The 22557-nt window shown below is 33.9% G+C and carries 15 protein-coding genes; 9 read left to right on the top strand and 6 right to left on the bottom strand.

What is annotated here, in order from left to right; genetic code table 11:
- The 6 genes from ACSSV5_RS10575 to ACSSV5_RS10600 all read left to right on the top strand — a co-directional run.
- Positions 1–3228, top strand: a 3228-nt coding sequence (locus ACSSV5_RS10575; protein ID WP_454245846.1) for a T9SS type B sorting domain-containing protein, incomplete at its 5' end; no start/stop codon positions are given.
- A 36-nt stretch (positions 3229–3264) separates the two neighbouring features.
- On the top strand, positions 3265–5877 hold the full coding sequence (locus ACSSV5_RS10580; protein ID WP_454245847.1) for a choice-of-anchor L domain-containing protein: 2613 nt from the start codon (positions 3265–3267) through the stop codon (positions 5875–5877).
- A gap of 32 nt (positions 5878–5909) precedes the next feature.
- The gene (locus tag ACSSV5_RS10585) at positions 5910–6815 is read left to right on the top strand and encodes a PorP/SprF family type IX secretion system membrane protein (RefSeq protein WP_454245848.1); all 906 of its coding nucleotides are present in this window, start codon (positions 5910–5912) and stop codon (positions 6813–6815) included.
- A 22-nt stretch (positions 6816–6837) separates the two neighbouring features.
- Complete coding sequence (locus ACSSV5_RS10590; RefSeq protein ID WP_454245849.1) at positions 6838–8724, top strand: OmpA family protein; 1887 nt, start codon at positions 6838–6840, stop codon at positions 8722–8724.
- Between the two features lie 124 nt (positions 8725–8848).
- Complete coding sequence (locus tag ACSSV5_RS10595; RefSeq protein WP_211064888.1) at positions 8849–9205, top strand: hypothetical protein; 357 nt, start codon at positions 8849–8851, stop codon at positions 9203–9205.
- Positions 9198–11525, top strand: a complete 2328-nt coding sequence (locus ACSSV5_RS10600) for a M20/M25/M40 family metallo-hydrolase (protein ID WP_454245850.1) — start codon at positions 9198–9200, stop codon at positions 11523–11525. The genes ACSSV5_RS10595 and ACSSV5_RS10600 overlap by 8 nt, the downstream gene beginning before the upstream one ends.
- 123 nt (positions 11526–11648) lie before the next feature.
- On the opposite strand, the gene ACSSV5_RS10605 is transcribed toward ACSSV5_RS10600, so the two are convergent.
- Positions 11649–12071, bottom strand: a complete 423-nt coding sequence (locus ACSSV5_RS10605) for a CBS domain-containing protein (RefSeq protein WP_211064886.1) — start codon at positions 12069–12071, stop codon at positions 11649–11651.
- A 320-nt stretch (positions 12072–12391) separates the two neighbouring features.
- Here ACSSV5_RS10605 and ACSSV5_RS10610 point away from each other — a divergent pair, with 320 nt between their 5' ends.
- Positions 12392–13927, top strand: coding sequence for a glycine--tRNA ligase (locus ACSSV5_RS10610; RefSeq protein WP_454245851.1), 1536 nt, complete (start codon positions 12392–12394; stop codon positions 13925–13927).
- Between the two features lie 267 nt (positions 13928–14194).
- On the opposite strand, the gene ACSSV5_RS10615 is transcribed toward ACSSV5_RS10610, so the two are convergent.
- Both ACSSV5_RS10615 and lipB read right to left on the bottom strand, forming a co-directional pair.
- Entirely contained in the window at positions 14195–14569 is a 375-nt protein-coding gene (locus ACSSV5_RS10615; protein WP_454245852.1) for a GxxExxY protein, read from the bottom strand.
- A gap of 404 nt (positions 14570–14973) precedes the next feature.
- Positions 14974–15678: a lipoyl(octanoyl) transferase LipB gene (gene lipB / locus ACSSV5_RS10620; RefSeq protein WP_211064883.1), complete on the bottom strand. Its 705-nt coding sequence runs from the start codon at positions 15676–15678 to the stop codon at positions 14974–14976.
- A gap of 110 nt (positions 15679–15788) precedes the next feature.
- Between lipB and ACSSV5_RS10625 the strand changes: the two genes are divergently transcribed.
- The gene (locus ACSSV5_RS10625) at positions 15789–17402 is read left to right on the top strand and encodes an Ig-like domain-containing protein (RefSeq protein ID WP_454245853.1); all 1614 of its coding nucleotides are present in this window, start codon (positions 15789–15791) and stop codon (positions 17400–17402) included.
- Positions 17403–17551: 149 nt separating this feature from the next.
- Entirely contained in the window at positions 17552–18202 is a 651-nt protein-coding gene (locus ACSSV5_RS10630) for an NYN domain-containing protein (RefSeq protein WP_454245854.1), read from the top strand.
- Here ACSSV5_RS10630 and ACSSV5_RS10635 read toward each other — a convergent pair.
- From ACSSV5_RS10635 to ACSSV5_RS10645, 3 genes are read right to left on the bottom strand one after another with little or no spacing between them, the layout of a single operon-like run.
- On the bottom strand, positions 18199–18984 hold the full coding sequence (locus tag ACSSV5_RS10635) for an amidohydrolase (protein WP_454245855.1): 786 nt from the start codon (positions 18982–18984) through the stop codon (positions 18199–18201). The genes ACSSV5_RS10630 and ACSSV5_RS10635 overlap by 4 nt on opposite strands.
- A gap of 56 nt (positions 18985–19040) precedes the next feature.
- Positions 19041–21077, bottom strand: a complete 2037-nt coding sequence (locus tag ACSSV5_RS10640) for a M3 family metallopeptidase (RefSeq protein ID WP_454245856.1) — start codon at positions 21075–21077, stop codon at positions 19041–19043.
- A 9-nt stretch (positions 21078–21086) separates the two neighbouring features.
- Positions 21087–22550 (bottom strand): carboxypeptidase-like regulatory domain-containing protein, encoded by a 1464-nt coding sequence (locus tag ACSSV5_RS10645; RefSeq protein WP_211064880.1) that lies wholly within the window; start codon positions 22548–22550, stop codon positions 21087–21089.
- Positions 22551–22557 lie beyond the last annotated feature (7 nt).

Consider the following 22557-nt stretch of genomic DNA (forward strand, 5'->3'; position numbering starts at 1 on the left):
GATTCTGGTGTTAATGAAGAGTTTACATTTGTCAGCAGTGATGGTTCACCTTTAAACTTAACGGTGAATTCTGGAAATGTTGAAAATAATTTTGATGAGTTTATCGTTCTCGATTCAGATGGCACAGAACTCTTTAATGGCTATGGTAATGCAGGAGATCTATCAGGCTTAACTTTTCAATCAATGGGTGATGAAATCACGGTTCAAGTGACCCCTGACGGTTCTATAGATTGCCAAGGTTCAACTAATATTAATCCTATTGACTTAACGGTGAGTTGTGCCACTTGTACCAATCCGCAAGTTAATTTCAACCTTGTTGACGATTGTTTAAACGCACCACAGTTTTTTGTTGAAGCCGATGTTATTGATCTCGGTTCTGCTACTGATTTAGATATTACAGATAATCAAGGTAATCCTGCTCAAACCGCTTCTGCTACTGGCGTTTTGACTTTTGGACCTTATAATAATGGAACACAAGTTGAATTGACGGCTTCAAATAATCAAGATGCGAATTGTCAAGTTGCCTCTGGTGTGCTTACCCAAGATAATTGTACCTTAAATTTAGTAGATTGCACCGTTGGACCTGTCAACACTAACTTTTGTTATGATTCTGGCGTTGTAGAAGAATTCACCTATGTCAGCAGTGATGGATCTTCTTTAAACTTAACGGTAAATTCTGGAAATGTGGAAAACGGATGGGATGAGTTTATCGTTCTCGATTCAGATGGCACAGAACTCTTTAATGGCTATGGTAATGCAGGAGATTTATCAGGCTTAACTTTTCAATCAACGGGTGATGAAATCACGGTTCAAGTGAACTCTGATGGCATAATAAGTTGTCTAAGCTCAACTAATATTAATCCTATCGACTTAACCGTGAGTTGTGCCACTTGTGTAAATCCGCAAGTAGATTATGCGGTTGTTGGTAATTGTGGAAATGGTAATGAGGAGTTTTCTATGGAAGTAAATATTACAGATCTTGGTTCAGCGTCTTCTTTGGATATTACAAATAACCAAGGTGATGCTCTTCAAAATGTAACAACACCAACAACATTAACCTATGGTCCTTATGCCTTAGGAACAGATGTTGTTTTTACTGTTGAAAATGTAGATGATGTCAATTGCATATTAACAAGTCCAAGCCAAACCTTAGAGTCTTGTGGCTGTTTTGGATCTGATCCATTTTGTGCACCTGATCTTGGAGAGTCTCTAATTTTTGAAAACGTAGATGATTCTAGCGGAACAGAAGCTGATCCTAATTTAAGTAATTATGGATGTTTAGGCACTCAACCCAATCCTGTTTGGTTTTTTATGCAGATTGAAGATTCAGGAGATCTTGTTTTTGAAATTGTTCAAAACACCCAATTTGACGCAAATGGAAATCCAACAGGAACACCTCTTGACGTAGATTTTATAGCTTGGGGACCGTTTCCCGATACACAATTTTGCAATGATTTGGATAGTTGCACGCAATGTAGTAGCAATACATTTGATAATAATTATCCTTACGGTAATGTGATAGATTGTAGTTATTCAGCTGCACCAACAGAAACTTTTACAATTCAAAACGCACAAGCTGGTGAAATATATGCAGTACTTATTACAAACTATGACGGTGCTCCAGGGTTTATAAGTTTAGGACAAACCAATACTGGTGCACCAGGAATTGGTTCTACCAATTGCGACATTGTATTGCAAAATCAAGTAACGGCTTGTCAAGTCGATGGTGCTGCATTAACAGCTACTGATAGTGCTGCTGATCAATTTCAATGGCTACTATTTAACGAGTCAACACAACAATTTGACCCACTAACTGGCGAAAATCAACCTACATATACAGCTACGCAATCAGGATTATATCAAGTTTTAACACTGAATGGCACTGAAGTTAGTACAGAAGAATTTGAAGTAACTTTAATACCTGAACCAGTAAATAATTTGCCAGCCCAAATTACAGCTTGTAGTAACGAAACTGTTACTTTAGATGCTTCAGTACAAAACATTAATGATTACGATAGTTTTGAATATCAATGGTTTCTAAATAATAATCCAATCAGTGGAGAAACTCAAGCAACTTTAGACTTAAACCAAACTGGAAACTATAGCGTTGAAATTACGACAACAAATCTCAATGTTGATACAGATGGAAACGATATCAACTGTGTAAATGTTTTTGATATTCAAGTGAACTCAGCCGATTTCACGGTTGACCTCGGTGGTGACCAAACCTTTTGTGATGCTGGCACTCAAACTATAACAGCTATTGTGAATGGAGTTGATTCTACTAATGCAACTTACTTATGGAGTACAGGTGAAACGACTTCTTCTATAGATGTTGACACAACAGGAACTTATGAAGTTACTGTAACTATAGACGGTTGTCCTGTAACTGAAAGCGTTGAATATACATTTAACGAATCTCCTATCATAGCACTTGGTCCAGATACGGCAACCTGTGATTTGGGTGAAATTGTTCTCAATGCTACACCTTCTAATGCAAATGGACAACCTGTGAATTACCTTTGGTCACTTGACGGAAACCCATTAAATCAAAATACAGCTATAATTAACCCGACTGAATTTGGACTCTATGAAGTTGAGGTGTATTTTGATGATCCAGCTTGTAGTACAATAAACAATATCAGTCTTTCCTTAAGAGAAGATATTAGCGTTAATCTATCCACAAATGATGAAGACAATACTTTTTGTGCTGGTGAGACCGTTAGTATTAGTTCAGACTTAATTAATGCTACAGAGGCAGAAGCTCAATACCAGTGGTTTGAAAATAACACGGCAATACCTGGTGAAACTAATCCTAGCCTCAATAGCTTTGAGCCTACTTTTACAGACAATAATGAAACTATAATTGCTTTAGAGGTTGAAATTGGAACCAGTTGTTTTGTAGACAGCGAAATTTCACTTAATAAGTATGATATCGATAATTGTGTGATTCCTCAAGGTATTTCTCCAGGCAATGATGGTTTTAATGATAAATTAGACCTTAACTTTTTGGCAGATCGTTCAGGTATTTCTAAATTAGAAATCTTTAACCGTTACGGAAAACGAGTTTATGAAAAATCAAACTATAGGGATGAATTTATGGGACAGTCTGATAATGGAAACCGCCTTAAAACAGGTACCTATTTTTATGTTATTAAATTACAAAATGAAGACCCAAGTTTTGGCAGACTTCAAAAAGGTTGGATATATATTATCAATGAACAATAAAACAAAGGATAAAATTATGAGCATAAATTAAAAAACATGAATAGAATATTCCTCTTATTACTTTTTGGTTTGGGTGTGTTTTCCGCCCAAAGCCAGATTGCGGTAGACAATACATTGACCGTTCAACAATTAGTCGATGATGTCTTAGTCTTAGGACAATGTGCTGAGGTTAATAATGTAACATCACCAAACAACAGCTCTATTGGTGGAGAACTTTTTGATAGTTATGGTGCCTTTGACGGTACAACATCTCCGCAAAATTTTCCTTTTGATGGCGGTATTGTACTGGCTACAAATGGAGTTGACATGGTGCCTACAGGTACTCTAGCACAAGGCGGTGGATATGGTTGGGTTGGAGATCCTGACTTAGAAGCTCTTATTCAACAACCTGGTAATACTTATAATGCAACTGTTATTGAATTTGAATTTATCCCTTTTGTCGATCAAATCAGTTTTAATTATTTACTCGCATCAGATGAATATCCTACTTATATATGTAATTATGCAGATACTTTTGCTTTTATTTTAAGTGGCCCTGGTATTTCTAATGTGAACGACTATAACCACGATGCCAACCCTAACACACCTGATGTTACTCTGGATCTTGGTGGGCAAAATATAGCGGTTATTCCAGGAACCAATATACCTGTTAACCCAACTAACATTCATACAAGTACTACCTGTGGAGCTGGAACATTGGGTGAATTTGCTGTCCCACAACTATTTGACGGAACAAATTCAGGCAATGGTTCTACCATGTATTTCGGTCAAACGGTTCCGCTAACAGCTTCAGCGAATGTGATTCCTGGTCAAACCTATAATATTAAATTAGTGATAGCTGATAGAGGTGACACCATTTTAAATTCAGCTGTTTTTTTAGAATCTGAATCATTCGACTTAGGTGGAATAGATTTAGGACCTGATATCACAATTGCTAACGGAACCGCACCATGCGAAGGCGAAATAGTAACATTAGACGCAGGATTTAGTACAGCCAACATTCAATACTTCTGGGCACAAGATGGTAATATTATTCCAGGTGAAAATGGACAAACTTTGGAAGTTACAGAGTCAGGTGATTACGAAGTTGGAATCCAAATTGGTGCTGGAGGCACAGCCTGTTTTGGGGTATCAAATTTGGTTACTGTTGAATTCTATCCTGAGCCTGAGTTTGCACCAAATACACCTATTGATTTGTGTGCTGGTGAGACTATCACATTAGATGGAGAACCAACAAATTCTTCCGCCTACACCAGTATAAATTACCAATGGTTTAAAGATGGCGTTGAGTTAACAGGCGAAACCAACCCAACCTTAACGGTTGATGACGGTGGTCAGTATCAAGTAGTTATTGATGCTAATGCCTGTGACGATGTTCCCAACACCTTTGATGTCAACCTTATAGATTATCAAGTTGCTTTACCTATCCCGCCAGAAAACTGTATTGGTCAAGGTGAAACGGTTTTGGTGTCTCCAGAATTTACAGGATTAACTCAAGACGAAATTAATCAAGTGACTTATCAATGGAGTACTGGTGAAAATACGCCAACTATTGAACTTACTCAAGGTGAAACGGTAACTTTAACCACATCATTTAATGGATGCGACGAAATTGTTACAGAAACATTCACTTTATTCAATAATCCACAAGTTGATATTGCGGGTTCAGCGGTAATTTGTGATGGTGACACCAATACCTTAGATGCTACACCTATGAATTTAAACGACTTAGACTCGCCAACTTATGCTTGGACAAAAGATGGGGCTGCTTTACCAGGAGAAACCAATCCAACCCTTGATATAACTGATGGTGGTGTGTACGAAGTTACTATTGATAATAATGGATGTACTTCAACTGATCAAATTCAAGTAGAATTAGTGAGTTATACTTTAGACCTTGGAGGTGATCAAAATTTATGTACTGGTGATGGTGGTCCACAAAATATTACCTTGACACCAACTGTAACTGGCTTAACCTCAGCTCAAGAAAATCAAATTTTTTACACTTGGAGTGATGGTTCTACCGAAGAAACTTTAACGGTTTCAGAAAGCGGAACATATACTTTAGAAACAGATGTCAACGGTTGTGTTCAAACTGCTCAAGTTACTGTAAACGTTGTAGAAACAATTGATGTAAGCCTTCAAGATGTTATGAAGTGTGCTGAAGATGAAGTTGTTTTAAATACAGGCTTAACCAATAATGACCCTAACGTTTCTTATTCTTGGACTTTAAACGGAAACCCTATAGGCGACAACAACTCAAGCATTACAGCTTCAGAAGAAGGAACTTACGTCATTACAGTAAACAATCAAGGTTGTGAAAGTACAGCCACTGCAGAAGTTACTAACTACGACGTTGACAATTGTGTGATTACCCAAGGAATTTCTCCAGGACAAGATGGCTTTAATGATTGTATGGATTTAACTTGGTTGGATGATCAACTCGGTATAGATAGATTTCAAGTCTTTAACCGATATGGCAAAAAAGTATTTGATGAGTCCAATTATACCAAGCAATTCTGTGGTCAAGATGATGATGGCGATGAGCTTTCTACAGGAACCTATTTTTACGTCATAAACTTAGCTAATTCAGACCAACGTTTTGGACGCGTTGTTAAAGGCTGGGTTTACATCAACTTAGAACAATAATCAACATTAAATAACAAATAACAATATATACTATGAAGAAAATATTAATAATAGCTTGTCTCATCGGATTTTTGAGTATTCCAGATAGTTTTGCTCAACAAGATCCGCAATACACCCAATATATGTATAATATGAATGTGGTCAATCCTGCTTATGCGGGCTCAAGAGAGAGTTTGTCAGTAGGTTTGCTTTACAGAGACCAATATACCGACATTGATGGCGGACCACAAACCTTTACCTTTGCCGCACATACTCCACTTGATAACGGTTTGGGTATAGGGTTAAGTGCTATATCCGATGAAATTGGTCCTGTAGAAGAAACCAACTTATTTGCTGATATATCATATACCATAGAATTAGGAGCCAAACACAAATTGGCTTTTGGTATTAAAGCAGGAGCGTCTTTTTTTGATGTAGGTCTAATAGATTTGACTTTACAAGATAATAATGACGATGCTTTTAGCTCCAATGTTAACGAGACTTTTGCCAATATTGGAGCAGGTTTCTTTTTCTATTCAGATAAATATTATCTAGGAGTATCTATGCCCAACTTTTTAGATTCAGAGCATCTTGATGCTAACAGTCGCACTTTTGGTTCAGAAACACAACATTTGTTTGCAACGGCTGGTTATGTATTTGACTTGTCAGACAATATCAAATTTAAACCTTCTACTTTAGTAAAAACTGACTTTGGAGCAGATCCCACTTTCGACATTAATGCCAACGTCTTATTTTTTGAAAAGTTTGAAATTGGTGCGTCATACAGAACCGAAGACTCTTTTAGTGGTTTAGTAGGTTTTAGACCTACGGATTGGATACAACTGGGCTTTGCTTATGATAATGTATCAAGTGCTTTAGATACTGAATCATTTGAAGTCTTCTTGAGATTTGATATTTACTTTAAGAAAAAAACATTCTTATCACCTCGTTATTTCTAATCATAAAATTATATTTAAAACCATGAAAAATATATTACAAATCCTATTCATTTTGATGCTATCACTCCAAACGATGAATGCACAAAATGATGATACAAAAAAAGCAGATAAGCATTTTAACAGACTAGAATTTGTAGATGCTATTAAAAGTTATGAAAAACTAATTTCAAAAGATAAGGCTAATGCCTATGTCTATAAGCAACTTGCTATTGCCAATTATAATATTTCAAACACCAAAGAATCTGAGAGATATTATGAACAGTATTTTAAAAACGCTGAAAACCCACAAGCTGAAGACTACTTTAATTATGCCCAAATATTACTTTCAAACAAAAAATATGATAAAGCCAAAAAGGCCTATCAAGATTTTGCTACCAAAGCACCAAATGACAGTAGAGCTAAAGCTTTTTTAGCCAATAAAGATTTTGTTCAAGAACTCCAAAACATGGCACCAAATTACGAAGCTAAAGCTATGGATTTAAACTCTGAATATTCGGACTTTGGAGGTTACGAAAATGACACCTATTTCTATTTTGTGAGCTCTAGAAACAAATCTAGACGAACTTATGGCTGGAATGATCAACCTACAACTGATATCTATAAGGCTGATAATGTAGCTGGTACATTTAAAAATGAAAAACTGCTTGAAGGCGATGTAAATACAAAATTTAACGAAGGTACAATTGCCATTAGTAATGATGGGCAAACCCTATATTTTACTAGAAATGATTATTTAGACGGAGATTACGAAAAAAGCGAAGATGGTATAGGGCAATTAAAGATTTATCAAGCCAAAAAAGTCAATGGAGAGTGGAAAGACATCAAAGCTTTACCTTTCACAAGCTCAGAATATTCCGTTAGTCATCCTGCATTAAGCCCTGACAATTCAACGCTATATTTTTCTAGCAATATGGATGGTGGTTACGGCAAATCCGATTTATATATGGTAAGCATTAATGATGATGGTAGCTTTGGCGAACCTAAAAATCTTGGCTCAAAAGTTAATACGCCTGCTCGTGAAAGCTTCCCATTTGTTGATGCAGATAACAAACTGTTCTTTTCATCAGATGGTCATCTAGGACTTGGTGGATTAGACGTTTTTCATACCAGTATGAACAATGGCTCTTACGCTAAACCAGAAAATCTAGGTGCACCCATCAATAGCTCAAATGATGATTTTGCATTTAGCTATTTCAATCAAGTTGATAGAGGCTATGTATCAAGCAACAGAGGTGAAAATCCACTAAATGATAATATTTATCAAGTCAAACTTATCAAACCTCTTGATGAGACTAATATTATTGTTAATGTCTTAAATAATGATACAGACGAACCTTTAAAAGACGCAAGTGTTCTTTTTTACGATGATGATGACAATGAAATAGCTTCTTTAACTACTGACATCAATGGTCAGGTTCAAGAAATAGTAATCAGCAATTTAGAATACGATATTCAAGCCAATCTAAAAGATTTTGAAAGCGATTCTAAAACCATAACAGCAATAGGTGATTTAATGGAAGTTGACCTTAGACTTAAACCAATAGAAGTAATTATCGAAGAAAGAGAAGTTACACTCTCCAATATTTTATTTGATTTTGATAAAGCATCTATCAGACCTGAAGCTGCTTTTGAATTAGATAAAATCGTAGCCACTTTAAAAAAATATCCTGATTTAGTTATTAGAATTGAAAGTCACACTGACATTAGAGGACCAAAAATTTACAACCAAAACCTTTCAGAGGCAAGAGCAAAAAACACACTTAAATATCTCGTTGACAAAGGTATAGATGAATCTAGATTGTCTGCCGTAGGAAAAGGAGAAACCGAACCAGTCATAGATTGTAGCAATGGTTGTACTGAAAAAGAACACGAGAAAAACAGACGTTCTAAATTTATTATTGTAGAATAATATCTAAATCAAATAAATATAATTAAAACCTCAACGATAGAGTTGAGGTTTTTTTGTTAATTTTACGCTCAACATCATATATAATAAGAATATATAGTTTTTGAAATAGCATAACTAAAAACTGATGAAAAGGAAATGTTTAGAATGTGGGATTGAAGTTATAGGCAGAGCAGATAAAAAATTTTGCTCTGACTATTGTCGTAATGCTTACAACAATAAAAAAAATCGTGACACCAAAAATATCTTAAGAAATACAAATAACCTACTCAGAAAAAACTACAGAATACTAGAAAAACTAAACCCAAATCAAAAAACAAAAACAACTAAAGATAATTTGCTTAGAAAAGGGTTCAACTTCAACTATTTTACCAGTATTTATAAAACCAAAGCTGGTAAAATTTACTATTTTGTATATGATCAAGGCTACCTTTCGTTGGATGATAATTATTATGCCCTCGTAAAACGTATAAAAAATGATTAAACAAAGGCTATATCCGTTTATTGCCCTATTGGTATTTATTCTTAGTATTGGTTATGTTTTTTATGATTTTTCACCTCAATATTCTACAGATTTTAATTCAAAAAAAGTAGAGTTTTCTACTGACCGAGCTTTTAAGCATGTTGAAGCTTTAGCTTCAGACGAACATTATGTTGGCTCTAATCAACATAGTTATGCTAGAAATTATATTATCAATCAGTTAGAAAATCTCGGTCTAAAAGTCCATACCCAACAAGGCTATAGCCTTAACAAATACGGTGAGTTTAGTATTCCAGAAAATATTATTGCTAAAATTGAAGGCACAAATCCAAAATCTAAGGCTTTACTATTGATGTCTCACTACGATTCTGAACCACATTCATCTTTTGGAGCAAGTGACGCCGCTAGTGGAGTTGCGACAATCTTAGAAGCCACAAGAGCGTTTTTAGCCTCAGGCACAATACCTCAACATGATATTATTATTTGTTTCACAGATGCTGAAGAAGTTGGGCTTCTTGGTGCAAATCTATTTGTAGATAATCATCCTTGGGCTAAAAATGTAGGTTTAGTATTGAATTTTGAAGCTCGTGGTAGCGGTGGTCCAAGTAATATGATTATCGAAACCAATCACGGCAACTCTAAAATGATAAAGGCGTTTGCCGAATCTGAAATCAAACATCCTATGGCAACATCTCTTATGTATAGTGTCTATAAAATGTTGCCAAACGACACTGATTCTACTGTGTTCAGAGAAAAAGCAGATATACCGAGTTTTTTCTTTGCCTTTATTGACGACCATTTTGATTATCATACTTCTCTTGATATACCAAAACGCTTAGATAAAAATTCGCTCTCTCATCAAGGTGAATATGCTATTGATCTTTTGAAGCATTTTAGTGAAGTCTCATTGGATGACAATCTTATGAGTGATTCAGATATGGTTTATTTTAACTTGCCTGAATTTGGTATGTTTCATTATCCCTTTGATTGGATTTGGTGGGCTTATGCTGCAAACGTTTTACTTTTTTTGATTATTATATTTTTTGGTTTTAAATCAAAATCTATTAACAGGCGTGAAATGTTTTTAGGTTTTTTGCCTTTTATTATTTCATTATTAAGTGCATTTGCATTTGGTTTTTTGGGTTGGAAAGCATTGCTTTGGTTATATCCAGAATATTCTGAAATTCTACAGGGTTTTCCTTACAATGGGCACAATTATATTTTTGCATTTGTATGCCTAACACTTGGGTTAACATTTTTGATATATACAAGATTTCAAAAAAAACTTAACCCACAAAATGCTTTAATTGCACCAATACTTTTTTGGTTTATTATTTGTGCACTGATAAATATTTATTTGCCCGGGGCTTCTTATTTTATTATTCCACTTGGTTTTGGAATCATTGCATTTGCTATGGCTACGTTTAAAGAAATTCCAAATCTTTTTATAGTTTGGTTTTTGAGCCTACCATGTATTGGGCTTGTCATTCCATTAATTCAGTTTTTCCCTGTTGGCTTAGGTTTAAATATGCTTGTCATATCTACTGTTTTTTGTGTTTTAGTTTTTGGACTTGTATATAGTTTTATTGGTTATTTACCTTTCAAAAAGTTATTATCACGTGTATTGTTCCTTTTAGGAGTAGCTTTTCTTATTGTTGCACATTTTAATTCGGGATTTTCTAAAACACGACCTAAACCCAATAGTTTAGTTTACCTGCAAGATGTTGATACAAAAAAAGCCTTTTGGGCTACCTATGACCAAAACTTAGATGCTTGGAATAAAGGGTTTTTTAAAAACACAATACCAATTGATAGCACGAGTTTGCAAAGCAAGTATAAAACGAGATTTAATAGAAAAGCAATTGCTCCCTACATAAATTTGTCAAAATCAAAATATGAAATCACTGTTGATACTATAAGTCAAAACAAAGTAGAAGTCAACCTGAGTATTGCCCCAGAAATAGAAATTAGACGAATAGAAATCTATGCTGATAAAAAATATAATTTTGAACATTTTGAAGTTAATGGGCAAACTGCTGACTCAATATTTAGTAAAAATGAATCTTATCATATTTTCTATAAGCGTTATCAAGACCGTCTGTTGACATATCATGTGGTAAATCGCGAAAATTTAATTATTCAATTTAAAAGCAAATTGCCATTACCTGAGTTTGTGATTTATGAGAGCCGTTTTGATTTATTAGACAAGGCTGTTTTTGATGTCCCCAAACGTTCCTCTCATATGATACCTAAACCTTTTGTAGTTAATGACGCCATAATCATAAAGAGAAAAATTGAGTTTAAGCATGTTGAAACATTCTAAACCAATTGGCATTCTCAGTTGCTGTTGGTTAGAGACTTCATTAGCTGAAAAACTGCTTTAAACAATCCTAAAATAAAAGTATATGTCGTTAGTCGAACTCACGTTATTATATAGATGAATGGTTTAATAGAACCGATCTAAAAAGAAATTGATAATGTCTGTTGAGGTGATAATGCCAATGAGTTCATCATGCTCAATAACAGGCAAGGCATGAAAGTGCTCACGAGCCAAAATCTCAGCAACATCTTTGATAGAATCATCACTGTTGACACAAATCACTTTATGGGTCATAACTTGTTCAAGACTGAACATATCGTAAACAGTAGATTCTACATAATTACCAGACTCATCTGTTGCATCAGCAAATGAAATACGCAACAAATCTGAATAACTCAACATACCAACGATTTTATCCCCTTTTACAACGGGTAAATGTTTAATCTTGTTTTTTTTGAATAGGGCTTCGGCTTTTGATAAACTGTCGTCTAAATTGAGTTTAACCAAGTTTTTGGTCATTATTTTTGATATGATATCTCGATTTTTCATCGTTAATAGGTTTTAAATTGTATTCCAAATATCAATAAATTTTGGTCTATAAAATATGAGCAATGTCATAATATGAGTTTATGGGTTTATAAGATTTTGCTTTATGCGAAGTCTATTGTTGTTATACCAATTATTTATTAGCCATAAGATTTGCAAAGCCTAACGTTATGTTAGTAAGGATCTTATTCTAATTATCTTTACTCATATAAAAAGCTTACATAATACTTTCAGCTTGTAAACTTAAAAACCTATAAACACATAAACATAGAAATATGTATCTTTCTAAATCATAATCAGGCTTTAATTTATATTTTTGCGCTATGGCAAATAATCAAGATAAATTTAAGCAGGTAATCGCTCACGCTAAGGAATATGGCTATATTTTTTCGTCGAGCGAAATATACGATGGTTTAAGTGCGGTTTATGACTACGGTCAAAATGGCGTTGAACTCAAAAATAACATCAAAACCTATTGGTGGAAAAGTATGACGCAACTCCACCAAAACATCGTTGGTTTAGACGCGGCTATACTGATGCATCCTAAAACTTGGAAAGCTTCTGGGCACGTCGATGCGTTTAATGATCCGTTAATCGACAATAAGGATTCTAAAAAACGCTATCGTGCTGATGTTTTAGTAGAAGATTATGTAGAAAAACTAGAGCAAAAAGTGCAAAAAGAAATTGCAAAAGCCAAAAAACGCTTTGGCGATGATTTTGACGAAGCACAGTTTGTAAACACTCATCCACGTGTGGTGAAATACAGAGCACGTTCAAAAGAAATTTTAGAACGCTTGGCTAAATCGCTTACTGAAGAAAACCTTGCTGATGTCAAAGCTTTGATTGAAGAATTAGACATAGCTTGTCCTGCCTCAGGGTCAAAAAATTGGACCGACGTCAAACAATTTAACTTGATGTTTGGTACTAAAATGGGTGCGTCTTCAGAGTCGGCATCTGACTTGTATCTTAGACCTGAAACGGCACAGGGAATTTTTGTAAATTTTGCCAATGTGCAAAAAACAGGTCGGATGAAAATCCCGTTTGGTATTGCTCAAATCGGTAAAGCCTTTAGAAATGAAATTGTTGCCCGTCAGTTTATCTTCAGACAACGCGAGTTTGAACAAATGGAAATGCAGTTTTTTGTCAAGCCTGGAGACGAACTCAAATGGTTTGAATATTGGAAAGAACAACGCCAAGCTTGGCATGATTCCTTAGGTTTAGGCAAAGAGCATTACCGTTTTCACGACCATGAGAAATTAGCACATTACGCCAATGCGGCAACAGACATTGAATTTGATTTTCCGTTTGGCTTTAAAGAATTAGAAGGCATTCATTCCAGAACCGATTTTGACCTGAAAGCCCATGAAAAATTATCAGGTAAAAAATTACAATATTTTGACCATGAAGAAAGCGAGTCTTACACGCCTTATGTGATAGAAACTTCAATTGGTTTAGACCGTATGTTTCTTGCTGTCTTTTCAGCAACACTTCAAGATGAGACTTTGGAAGACGGCTCTTCGAGAACAGTTTTAAAACTGCCTTCAATTTTAGCACCAGTAAAAGCAGCTGTTTTACCCTTATTAAAACGCGACGGTTTACCAGAAATTGCAGAAAAAATCGTTGAAGATCTCAAGTGGGATTTCAATGTAGCTTATGACGAAAAAGACGCCGTTGGTCGCCGCTACAGACGTCAAGATGCAGCAGGAACACCGTTTTGTATTACCATTGACCACGACACCAGAGAAGATGATTCTGTAACTATCCGTTATCGTGATAGTATGGAGCAAAAGCGGGTGAAAATTGCAGAATTGAAATCAATATTAGAGGCGGAATTGAGTTTTAAGAAATGGTTGAAATAATGCTATTCAAAAATTATTGTGAAATCAAAAAAATTTCTATAGCATCTTTTTCATTCGTGAATTCGTGGCTTTAATTTTTCAGCCACTAATGCACTAATATATTTCATTCTTGAATCTGTGGCTTTTAATTTACGCCATTAATGCGCCAATATTTCATTCGTGAATTCGTGGCTTTTAATTTATGCCATTAATGCACTAATATATTTCATTCGTGAATTTGTGGCTTTTAATTTATGCCATTAATGCACTAATAAATTCGCATCTATTTCAACAAACAATTCTTTGGTAGCTGAGTTTTAAGTCTCCAAAATTTACAATTAATGCTAATTTGTTATTTGAAACTTTGAGGTAATTTATAGCCTGAGCTACAAAGGCATCAGAAATAGCGGAAACTGCTTTGACTTCCAGAATAATTTTATCCATCACGACAAAATCAGCATAAAATTTATGAGGTAAAATAATACCTTTATAATTTACTTTGTATCTTTTTTCTCTTTCGTATTCAATTCCACATTTCTTGAATTCATATTCTAATGCATCTTTGTAAACAATTTCTAAAAATCCTGATCCTAATTGATTATGGACTTCCATACATTTTCCAATTATAGAATAAGATTCATCTTTATATATCAATTCACTCATAACCTTAATTTATCAAAAATACATAAAGTTTTTTTATTCCACTAACCCGACTGCCGTCAAAGGCAGGTGCACTAATATTTCATTCGTGAATTCGTGGCTTTAATTTTTCAGCCACTAATGCACTAATATATTTTATTCGAGAATTCGTGGTTTTATTTTTTTACCACTAATGCACTAATATTTCATTCGTGAATTCGTGGCTTTAATTTTTCAGCCACTAATGCACTAATATTTCATTCTTAAATCTGTGGCTTTTAATTTACGCCATTAATGCGCCAATATTTCATTCGTGAATTCGTGGCTTTATTTTTTTGCCACTAATGCACTAATATATTTCATTCGAGAATTTGTGGCTTTAATTTTTCAGCCACTAATGCACTAATATTTCATTCGAGAATTTGTGGCTATTTCAGTATGAGTTTAGCCTCAAAACAAGTTTCAAAATGATGTTTAAGCTTTTCCTTTACTTCATCTATATCAACTGTTTTTTGCCCTAATTCTACATTGAGTGAAGTCACGGCTTTGTCTTTGATACCACAAGGCACGATGTTATCAAAATAACCTAAATCAGCGTTGACATTAAATGCAAATCCGTGCATTGTTACCCAACGCGAAGCCCGAACGCCCATAGCACAAATTTTACGAGCAAATGGCGTATCCACATCGAGCCAAACACCTGTTTCGCCTTTGCTTCTTGTGGCTTCGATACCGTAATCTTTAAGCGTACGAATAATGACTTCTTCTAAAGTTCTTAGGTATTTATGAATGTCAGTGAAAAAATTGTCTAAATCTAATATCGGATAGCCCACAATTTGACCTGGACCGTGATAAGTAATGTCGCCACCGCGATTGATTTTATAAAATGTGGCATTTTTAGCTTTTAGCTGTTCTTCGTTGAGTAATAAGTGTTCTAATTTTCCACTTTTTCCTAAAGTATAAACGTGTGGATGTTCAACAAATAGAAAGTAGTTAGACGTCTTATCGGTTAAATTTTGACGTCGGTTTTTAATTTTGGTGTTCAAAATACTATCAAAAAGCTGTTCTTGATAGTCCCAAGTTGCTTTATAATCTTTTAATCCTAGGTCTTCTAAAATAATATCTTTATTCATATTGCAAATTTACATAATTAAAACTCGACGCGTTCAAGTTCTCAGTAATAGAATGATTTGACATAGCGACTATCAAATGAAAAAATTGTTTCTTTGTAAAAAAATAGATTTTGAATCGGTTTCGATTAATTTTTGGTTTAGTTTTCATTGCAACACTTATATACAGTTGTGCTCAAATTGGTCGTCCTCAAGGCGGACCAAAAGATGTGACGCCACCAGAATTTGTTTCTTCAAGTCCACAAAATTATTCAACTTATTTCGATCAAGAAGAAATTAGAATTCAGTTTAATGAGTTTATTAGACTGCAAAATGCACAACAACAAATTATTTTTTCGCCACCTATATTGCCACGACCCGAAATAACACCCATGGGAACAGCCTCTAAAGAAATTAGAATAAAATTACCTATTGACTCGCTTCAAGACAACACCACTTATACCATCAACTTTGGGCAAAGTATAGAAGACAACAATGAAGGTAATCCGCTCCCATTTTTTAAATATGTATTTTCTACTGGAGATTATATTGATTCTCTGAAACTTGACGGTTTTGTGAATGATATGAATTTTAGAGAAACGCCAGAGTTTGTCAGTGTGTTGCTGTATGAAAAAGACAGTACTTACTCAGATTCTGTTGTATTTAAAAAGTTACCGACTTATGTAACTTTTTCAAAAGATTCTACCAACGTCTTTAGCTTAGAAAATATGCGAGAAGGCACATACAAATTAGTAGCTTTAGAGGATAAAAACCGGGATTATAAATTTAATCCTGGTCGAGAAAAAATAGGTTTTATCGATAGCTTTATCACTTTGCCGACAACAAAAAATTATAAAATTAACTTATTTAATACATATAAAGATTTTAAACCTATTCGTCCAAAACAAGTGAGTAAAAACCATTTGATTTTTGGTTACCAAGGCGTTTTAGATACCATGGATTATAATATTGAACTACTGACCAAAGCACCCGACACATTTCAGACGCGAATTACGAAAAGTAGAGAAAGCGACACTTTAAATTATTGGATGAAACCCTATTTTCAAAGAGATAGCTTATTATTTGCTTTTAAGCATCAATCTCAAGTTGACACTCTTGTGGTTAAAACAAAAGATATGGAAGCCGATTCGCTTCAAATTGAAACCAAACCCAAGAGTATGATCAAATTTGATGAACGTGTTTTTATCAAAGCTAATTTACCCATAGAATATATCGATACCAGTAAAATAGATTTAATTGATACCGATTCGTTAAAAATAAAGTTTAAATTTCGCGTTGATTCTTTTCAAAATCAAGTTGAAATGGCCTTTGATAAAGTTGAAAATTCTAAATATCAAATGAGTATTTTGCCTGGTGCGGTTAAAGATTTTTATGGCAATACAAACGACACTATCAAGCTCAACCTCAAAACAAAACCCTTATCAGATTACAGTGTTTTAGTTTTAACCATCACCAACCTTGATCGCTATCCTGCCATAGTGCAACTGGTAGATGATAAAGAAAAAGTTGAAAAATCGGTTATACTAACCAATACCAACACACATACTTTTGAGCACGTCAACCCTGGCAAATATTATATCAAAGTGATTTATGACGACAACAACAATGGGGTTTGGGACAGTGGCGATTATCTTGAAAATATTCAGCCTGAAGCCGTCAAATACAGTCCAACGCTTTTAGAACTTAGAGCCAATTGGGATGTTGTGCAACGAGTCAGTTTACCTTAATATGTTATTTGATTTAGAGTTAATTTTTTGTAAAAAAACATTTAAAGATTTTTTTATTAAACAAATAATATTACTTTTGCATTATAAGCATCGCTTTACTGTTTGGTAAAGTTCAGCTGTCTTTTAAAGACAGCTTTTTTTATATTAATATGAGAACAATTTTTTATGTTGATGGATTTAATTTTTATTATGGTATTAGAAATATAACAAAGCAACAGCCAAAATGGTTATGTGCATATTGGATAAACATAGTAAAATTTTTTTCATACTTTTTAGATGATAAAGATAATTTAGTTAAAGTAAAGTACTTTACTGCATCGCCTTTAAGTTCATCAAAAAACTCAAGACAAAGTGCTCTTTTTAAAGCAAATAATATTTTAAGTCAAGAAAAGTTTGAAATTATTAGAGGAAAATATATTGAAAAAGACATACTTTGCAGAAGTTGTAATACTCATTTTTCGAAACCAGAAGAAAAAAGAACAGATGTCAATATAGCAACACATTTAATAGGTGATTGTGCTTTAGGTAAAGTTGATAAAATTGTATTAGTTACAGCAGATAGTGATTTAATACCTCCAATAGAATTTATTAAAGAGAACTATAAAAATATTAAAATTAAAATTTATTTTCCACCGAATAACTTTAGTTATGATTTGGCTAGAGTAAACCCAAGTAGAAAAGTCGTTTTACTTAAGAATAATTTTGATAAATTTAAAAAGTCTCACATGCAAAAGAAAGTTACTAAACTAGATAACTCTGATTTTGCTATTATTCCCGATAAGTGGAAAGTTAACAACTAATGACTTACCTTAAACTCATCTCTATCTCTCAAAAACCCAAATTTCTCTCTAGTTTCAATTAAACCTTGTTTAGACAAAGTTTTAGTTTCTACAAAAGCTTCTTCAAATAAATCGGTTGTGATTTTTTCGCCTAAGGCATCGTAAATAGCAGAATGTCCACAATGTGGATAGCCTTTACCATCTTCGCCAATGCGGTTGACACCTATGGTATAACTCATATTTTCAATGGCTCGAGCTTGCAATAAAGCATCCCAAGCTTTGACGCGCATAGCTGGCCAGTTGGCGACAAAAATGAGCAAGTCATAGTCTTCTTGGTTTCTTATCCAAACGGGAAAACGTAAATCGTAGCAAACCAAAGGACAGATTTTCCAGCCTTTGTAATCAACAATAAGTTTGGCTTGTCCAGCAGAATAATGTTTTTCTTCGCCAGCTAAGGTAAACAAATGGCGTTTGTCGTAAGTTTTATAATTACCGTTGGGTTCAACAAAAAACAATCGGTTGAAATATTGATTTTGGTCTTTGATAATGGCACTTCCTGTAATGGCAGCTTGTTTGGCTTTGGCGTGATGTTGTAGCCAATCTAAGGTTTGTCCTTCAGGTTCGTCGTAAAGTTTTTTGGCATTCATACTGAATCCTGTTGAGAACATTTCGGGCAAAACTATCAAGTCTGTATCTAATTCTATGGCGTTGATAAGGTCATCAAACTTTTTAAAATTAGCGTCTTTGTTTTCCCAAGTTAATTCGGTTTGGATGATGCTTACGATTAAGTTTTTTGATGCCATGATTAAAGATGTTTTATTTCAATTAGCATTCATATTTGTATTGAATCAAAAAATAACTAATTTTTTTCAGATTTCAAAAGACCAGCACGTTTGAGCAAAGCTTCAGGATTGGGTTCTTGACCTCTAAAGCGTTTATAGAGCAGCATTGGTTCTTCGGTGCCGCCTTTTTCTAAAATATTGGTTTTAAAAGCTTTTGCGGTTTTAGCATCAAAAATACCATTTTCTTTAAAAGCTTCAAACGCATCGGCATCGAGGACTTCTGCCCATTTGTAAGAATAATAACCTGCCGAGTAACCACCTTGAAAAATATGAGAAAATGCCGTACTCATACAGTTTTCTTCAACGTCATCAACTAATCTCGTAGGTTCAAAAGCGGCTTTTTCAAAAGTTTTTACATTTATAATATCATCTGGATTTGTGGTATGCCATGCCATATCAAGCAAACCAAAACTGAGTTGTCTTAAAGTTTGCATGCCTTCATTAAAATTGGCTGCAGCTTTGATTTGCTCAACGTATTTTTCAGGAATGGTTTCGCTGGTTTTATAGTGTTTGGCAAACAAGTCTAAAGCATCTTTTTCGTAACACCAGTTTTCTAATAATTGACTTGGCAATTCAACAAAATCCCAATAGACTGATGGTCCAGAAAGGCTACGGTATTGCGTATTGGCAAGCATTCCGTGTAAGGCGTGTCCAAATTCGTGAAACAAAGTTGTCACTTCATTAAAAGTTAACAAAGACGGTTGGGTTTGAGTGGGTTTGCTAAAATTACAAACAATAGACACTTGCGGTCTTTCGTTTTTTGTTTGGGTTTTAAACTGATTTTTATACAAGGTCATCCAAGCACCGTCGCGTTTTCCTGCACGTGGATGAAAATCAGCGTAAAAGATCGCTTTAAAATTTTGATTGTCATCGTAAACTTCATAGGTTTTGACCTCTTTATGGTATTTTTCAATATTATCAACTTCTTTAAAATTCAAATCATAAAGTTTATTGGCAATCAGAAAAACACCATCTATAACTTGGTTGAGTGGAAAATAGGGTTTTAACAATTCATCGTCTAAATTAAATTTTTGTTGTTTGAGTTTTTCGGTATAAAACGCCACATCCCATTTTTGTAATTGGTTGATACCGTCTCTGTCTTTTGCAAAAGTTGATAATTCTTCAAATTCTTTTTGTGCTGCGGGTTTGGCTTTTGAAAGCAAATCTTCTAAAAAATCATTGACTTTTTTAGGAGATTTTGCCATGCGTTCTTCCAAAATATATTCGGCGTGAGATTTAAAGCCAAGCAGATTGGCACGTTTGTGTCTCAATTTTACAATAGATTTTACAATCTCTTCGTTGTTATTGTCGTTTTTTTGAAAGCCACGTTTGCCAAAGGCGAGAGCCATTTCTTTACGCAATTTTCTGTTTTCGCAATATTTCATAAACGGCACATAGCTCGGATATTGCAGTGTAAAAATATAACCTGTTTTATCTTGTTGTTTTGCTAAATCTGATGCTGCTTCAAGTAAATTTTCAGGCAAACCTTTAAGCTCTGATTGGTCTTTGATATGCAGTTGATATGCATTGGTTTCTGCCAAGACGTGTTGACCAAATTTCAAGCTCAAGGTTGAAAGTTTGTTATCAATTTCACGCAGTTTTTCTTGTTGATCTTTGTTCAGGTTGGCACCATTTCTCACAAAACTTTTATAATGTTTGTCGAGAAGTGTGTGTTGCTCTGGGTTTAAATTTAGCTCATCTTTTTGTTTGTAAACTTGTTTTACCGCTTCAAAAAGTTCAACATTGGTCATGATATCATTTTGAAAATCGCTTAACCACGGTGACACGTCTTGTGTGATTTGCTGAATATCTTCATTGGTTTCAGCAGAGTTGAGGTTGAACAAAATTTGAGAAATCCGCTCCAAATCATAACCTGCATTGTCTAAAGCGACGATGGTGTTTTCAAAAGTTGGATTTTTCTGTTGGGTTATTTCATTGATTTCTCGTTTTGCTTTTTCAATGGATTCTTTGATAGCAGGTTTAAAATGTTCAGGCTTGAGTTTTGAAAATGGTGGAATTTCAAAATGGTTTAATAGAGGATTACTTTGGGTCATAAATAAATTTTAGTATTCGTAATTTTTAATACCTTCTGTAACTTGAATGATATCATATTCTTCCCAAATTTTTGGATCGTAGGTTTTGATGTATTCAGAAAATGCAAATCCATTTTTATCAAAAGAATAGTTGTTTTTGTCTATGGGTTTGGGGCTCATAAATAAAAATTCGGTAATCATTTGGTTGTTGTTTTCAACATGAAAATCGAGTTTGAGTTGAATTCTTTCGCTTCTGTCATCTATATTTTCTTTAAATTTAATGTTTCTATCTACATAAACATACTGATTGTATTTTGAACGAAAATATTTGGGATAATATATGTTGTTTTTATGCTTTTGATAAATAATCTGATATTCACTTTGGTCAATTCTATACTTTATACCTAATAAAAACTTCATATTACGACCAGCTTCTTTTTCGCCTTCAATAAGTCTATAATCCATACGCATTAGCCCAAAGTCAACGGCATTGATATATACATTGCCTTGGTATTTGGCTTTTCTGTGATCAGGAGCAAAGCTTAACACGTAAACAACTTCGTCTTCATACAATTTTGTATCGATAAGTTTAAATTTGTAATGGTCTAAATCTTCAAATATATCATGATTTGGAAGGTTGTGGGTTAGCGATTTTAAAGCTGAATTTTCGGTAGTTGAATTTTTTAATGTGTCTTTGATAGAATTATCGCTAAACTGAATAAATTTTTTAGTGCTTAAACTATCATCAACAGTAAAAAGACCTGATTTGACTTTAAAAGTTGATTCAGTATCTAAAGCGGTAAGCAATTCTTTAAATACTTCTTTTTGAAGGGTTTCAACCGATGTGTTTTGACTTAAATTGATGAGTTTTGTGCCTTTAACATAATCTACATTCATAGAATCTTTAAAATAATAGGCGTTGTAAAGCAGATCTTCGTAGGTATTTGAAATATTGCCATCGATATCTTTAAAATATTTTACAATCTTATCATTGAACGATTTTCTTTGTTTGCGTGTCATAAATGAAGATTTATTAATCTCTACTTCTAAAGACTTAGGATTGTCTATATAGTGCGTTCGTTTAAAAATTTTGAATTGCGTTGGCTCTATAAAATGCCGTTGACTAATACTATCTTTAAATTTTTGGATAATTTGATTTGCACTTAGCTTATTTGCAGAAATCACTACATCGTTAAGCATTTCTTTTTGTTCTTTTAAGAAAATAGTGTCTAAATTATTGAGCTGATTATAGGCTAAAGAATATTTTTCATAGCCTAAACTTGTGATGATTAAGCTGTCTATTTCTGATAAATTGTCAATTTTAATTTTGAAAGCACCTTCTTGGTTAGTAATCACACCAGTGTTTTGAGTGGTATAAACGCTAGCAAAAACAACTGGAGTTTGTTTTTTTTTGTCAAAAACATAACCTTCAACAGATTGAGCTGACGATATATAAAAAAACAATAGCATCATGAGTGTAATAAAACTTTTCATAAAAAAT

Source organism: Psychroflexus sp. MBR-150 (genome assembly GCF_053628795.1).